The 4,614-nt window shown below is 37.5% G+C and carries 4 protein-coding genes; 2 read left to right on the forward strand and 2 right to left on the reverse strand.

The window, feature by feature from the left end; all coding sequences use genetic code 11:
- The coding region (locus J8L97_RS22365; protein WP_211052904.1) for an AraC family transcriptional regulator at nt 1-1,155 on the reverse strand (1,155 nt) is incomplete at its 3' end.
- Nucleotides 1,156-1,854: 699 nt separating this feature from the next.
- Between J8L97_RS22365 and J8L97_RS22370 the strand changes: the two genes are divergently transcribed.
- Complete coding sequence (locus J8L97_RS22370; RefSeq protein WP_211052906.1) at nt 1,855-2,565, forward strand: hypothetical protein; 711 nt, start codon at nt 1,855-1,857, stop codon at nt 2,563-2,565.
- A 41-nt stretch (nt 2,566-2,606) separates the two neighbouring features.
- Here the strand turns inward: J8L97_RS22370 and J8L97_RS22375 are convergent, their stop codons facing one another.
- Entirely contained in the window at nt 2,607-3,974 is a 1,368-nt protein-coding gene (locus J8L97_RS22375) for a hypothetical protein (protein WP_211052907.1), read from the reverse strand.
- Between the two features lie 192 nt (nt 3,975-4,166).
- Between J8L97_RS22375 and J8L97_RS23895 the strand changes: the two genes are divergently transcribed.
- Nucleotides 4,167-4,298, forward strand: coding sequence for a hypothetical protein (locus J8L97_RS23895; RefSeq protein WP_282098577.1), 132 nt, complete (start codon nt 4,167-4,169; stop codon nt 4,296-4,298).
- Nucleotides 4,299-4,614: the final 316 nt, after the last annotated feature.

The raw sequence follows: 4,614 nt of genomic DNA on the forward strand, positions 1-4,614 counted from the left end.
TGCTTTATAAAAGGAAGACCTAGCATTAAATCCAACTTCAAGTGCCACTTCCAAGATGGTACTTTTATTTTCTAAAATTTTAGGCTTAGCTGCTTCAATACGCCATTGATTAATAAAATCAAAAAAGTTTATTGATAACGTTTCATTGAGTGTTTGAGAAATGTAATTTGGTGAAATAGTAAGATGCCGTGATAGTTTCAGTAACGATAATGTCGAATCTAAATATAGCGCTTCGGTTTTCATTACATCATTCATTTTGACAGCAATTCGATTAGCCTGCTCAACACTCAGCGCTGAACGTTGATACTTTTTATTTTCTCTCTCTGCTAACGCTATCTTATTAACCTTTATTGCCTCAGCGCGTTCGTTACACACTAGCCTATCTTCACCTTGACACAATTCGCGATCACTCTCTTCCTCATATTCCAGTAAGCCAGATTTTTGCTGCAAACCATAATGAGCCGCGCTCCAAATTAATAACAATGACAACACAGCCTCAGCTCTAACATTAAATAGCAAGCTATTCATTATATTAGAATAAAAGGCGGTCGACAGGATCAAAAGCCAAATACTCCCCGCTATGAAAAGCAGCCAATTTAACTCTTTTCCCTCATGATTTGAAAAAGTATCTTTTAATCTCTTTTTATAAAGAATTAAACGGCGCACAATAAGGTAAGTGGTATAAATACATTGCCCGAGCCAAAGTACCATAATGACTAACAAGCTAATACTAACAACAATCCCGATAAGGGTTGTCGCATCCAGATCATCAATAAATAGTGCCGTATGTTCCTCCTTTGATAGAAACAACATCATCGCGCTCACTAACAATCCAGGTAAAAGCAATGCAAAGTGGCGGCTATGACCTCGGTTTGGCTTCCACCGCTGGTCCGAAGTTATTCCTTCAACATAAAGCCATAAACACGGACATAACAACAACAAAGTAGGAAACGCCAATGCGCTAAAAACCTGATACCAGTCTAAAAATTGAATACGTACAATCGTCACCATGGCTAAAACACCACATGCTAATAGAAACAATGCGAGTGGTAAATTTACAGGTAAATGCTTCACCTTCCCAAGTAATACTGGAACGCTTAACAACACCTGCCCAACCATTACTAAAGTCAATACCAGTATTACTGGATCAATCAAACCTTACGCCCTACTAAAATAGCAATAAAAACAAAGCACTGATTATATTTATTTTAATTAAAATAAACATAAAAATGTCCACGCTTGCAGTCAAAGATGACAATAAAAGTTAAAAGCTATACCAAGGTAACCTTCAGCGAACATGACAATCTCAAACATTATATATGAGCAGCCTTAATGATGCTCAATCAGTGCACACCACTTTTGCAGTTTATTTAGTCGCTTACTTAGATTAGTGATTAGTGCTTAATAACAATTAAAAAAGGGAGTTGTAAGTGTAGACTGGGTAATAAAAAACCCGAATATTGCTATTCGGGCTTTTTATTACATGATTTGAACTACAGATATTTGGGTTAAAACCCGCTTACATCATGCCGCCCATATAGAGCTTAAGAATTTGTTTCTATTGAACTATTAACATGGGAGAAAGTGATGATACCCCACCCTATACCCCTAGGGTGAAATAAAGGATAAATTTATTTATTTTTCATCCGCGTTTCTATGTCAACTGAGCGGCAAATGGTGCTACCAAAAAAGACAATTAACACTTTTGTCGTTGCATAATAATTCACAACCAAACATAAATTGAAATAAACTAAAAATCAACTTTGTACTTTTCGATTTTATAGTTGAATATACTCAAGAAAATATTTAACGTGTCGATAACAAGTTAAGATTGCAAAGTACAAGGAAAAAAGTATGGAAATTGGTACACAGGGTGGTAATTTGGTACAATCAGCCGCCTCTCCCGTTAGCAAGGGGCAAGCGTCACCACAAAGCAGTAAAGCTGAACTGTCAAATCAACAAGAGATGCTTGCAGACGTCTATCATAAAAACTCCGTCAAAGATCCTACACCAACTTATGATCGACCCGTCTCCATATCATCTAGCGATGAAGTTGTAAAAAAAACGGTAGATGAAGCGCTTGATGATATCGCGCTTGCAACCGTTCACCTGTACACACCAGGCGGAGATCTTTCTCAATCAGTTGAGCGAATGACTAAGCAATACGAAAATGTTATTTCTGAGCTGAATGAACAGCAACCACAGCTAACAAATAAAGATTGGGGCATTTCGATAACGGAATCTGGCGAATTACAAGTTACAGGCTCTTTAACGGAAGATGAGCGAACATTGGTAGAGCAAACTTTAAATGGAAACGATGAGTTTGTTGCCGCTGCGAATGAGTTTAAGTCTAGCTATTTGAAGTATATTGATATGGAAGTACGTGGCTGGGCAAAATATGACGTTAACGAAGAAAACTTTTCGCAAGTTTTTGATCTTAAAGATATGCTAGGGAGTTCAAAGGCCGATGATGAGTTTAAAAGCGCATGGGGTTACGAAAGTAATTGGATGCAGTTGCACGATAATATTTCTGCGCAACTGAATAGTAAAGCAAGTAAATACTGATAGACAAAGGGCTTCATAACAACATAGAAGCCCTCATATTGTTATGATGGGTTACTAGAAATCAGATCTTGATCACAAATGTGGCCAAAGTAAACATAAGGTACATTGTCACCGCCAATACCGATGGTATCTAATCTATCTTTCTCATCTAGACCTCTGTTTGTTGGAATGTCTATGCGCCATAGGCCCACTTCAACATCAGAGCGCCATTCATTTTTATACCCAAAACTATATTCGGTGTGTTCAATGCCTGTCGCATTTGGGTTACAAGCGCCTAGGCTGATTTGCTCTGAGATAGCACCGTTGCTATCGGAGTTTACTTTGTAAGTTGTCAAAGTGTTCTGAGGATCATTGACATTTTTAATAAAGGTGAATTGTGCGACAGCTCCTTCAATTGGTGCGCCCGTTGTATCTTTGAGTATCAATGACCAGTTTAACTGTCTATATGCTTGCGTTGTAAGATATGGACCTGAGTACTTTCTTACCGAATAAGGAATGCGATTAACGTTACTCTCACCCGTAATAACATGGTTGCTAAAAGATGCGACTATAGATGCGATGTTAAGCGTATAGTTATTTTCTGGGTTAGCTGGTAACGCTTTATTCGCGCTGACTCTTAAATTAATTGACTGGTTTTCTTGTAAATCAGAAATGATTCGATAGGTATTAGGTGTTACAGGCACCCATCCATTATTATAAATTTCAATAACATATTCATCACTTAAACCATCAAAAAAGCTCAGTGATAAATCTTGACCTCTTACCGCAGTAAATTGATAATAATCAACATCGTTAATACTGTCCATATTACCAGTAATCGAATTTTGCCTGTCTGGCAGTACCGTTGATAGAGCCAAAGTATCGTTAAACTCGTAAGGGTCTAGGTCGTTAGCAACTGCCGCTCCAAAGTTATATGCTGCCCCATCGGACTCAACAACTTCCATAAACCAGTAATAGTGTCCTGGTTCCGTGAGTGCTACAACTACTTCATCTTGGTTATCAGGATTTGCTGAGCTACCGATTGCTGTAAACGTATTATCTAGATTATGTTTGATAATACTTAAATTCACATTAGTTCCTTGAGATTGACCTACTAACAAGGCTGTAGTCTTGCTTCTGTCAGTAATTTCAAAGTGATAGCATACATTATCTCCGGCAGTAGAGTTGCTAAGTGTATATAAGTTCCCAGTAAGGAGCGTTGGACAGGCTGGTGTAATTGTATTAGTCGTTTCTGATTGAACTGACCCACTAGAAAAACGTTTAGTTTGCATAGCCACAGCAGGGGTGTTTAAATCGTTATTAATAAATTTATTAACCTGCCCTGCATTTTCCAAATCGTGGTCAATGGCAAGAGTATGCGTTGAAGCTAGAATTGAGAAAAGAGAAAGCGAAAGTGCATGTTTTTTCATATTAAATATCCTTTTTAAATTTATATTGCGTAAACAAAATAAACATAAATTTAAAAGTTTGCAATTGTTAATTTTCAACAAATAGCCTTCGTTTAATATAGTTCTCCGAATTCAGATAGAGCTGGACCCATTGGTTGGTAGTTTTTAGAATTCTTTGTTATTTCATTAGAATACAACAAAGGGGAATGATACGTGAGCAAAGAATTAGATTTAGACAAAGCAGTTGAAGCCCTGCGTTCAGGCCAAGACCTAACCGGTAAAGATGGCTTTTTAACGCCCCTTATCAAGCAAATAACAAATTATTCATCTAAGTACGTGTGCTAAATTTTGGGAGCTTTTCTGATAATAAGCACACCACTCATGGTTCAAAGGTGAGAAGAGATCAACTAGTTAAACTAAAGCCACTAGCTAGAGAAAAATAGTATTTTAGGGAACAACGCCAATTCATGCTGTCCCTATGTTATTTGATCTGTCACTTAATTCCTATTAAACAGACAAATGGGCGTTAAATCGATACCCCACGTTATACCCCTAAAATGATCACGCTTTAGCAAATTTCAGACACAAAAAAACCCTAACATCAAACTATTAGGGTTTTTCTAAAAAGCGATCTGGCCCGATTTTTACGTCGGGTAGCAGC

The sequence above is a fragment of the Pseudoalteromonas sp. MMG012 genome (genome assembly GCF_018100875.1).
Classification (GTDB): Bacteria; Pseudomonadota; Gammaproteobacteria; order Enterobacterales; family Alteromonadaceae; genus Pseudoalteromonas; species Pseudoalteromonas aurantia.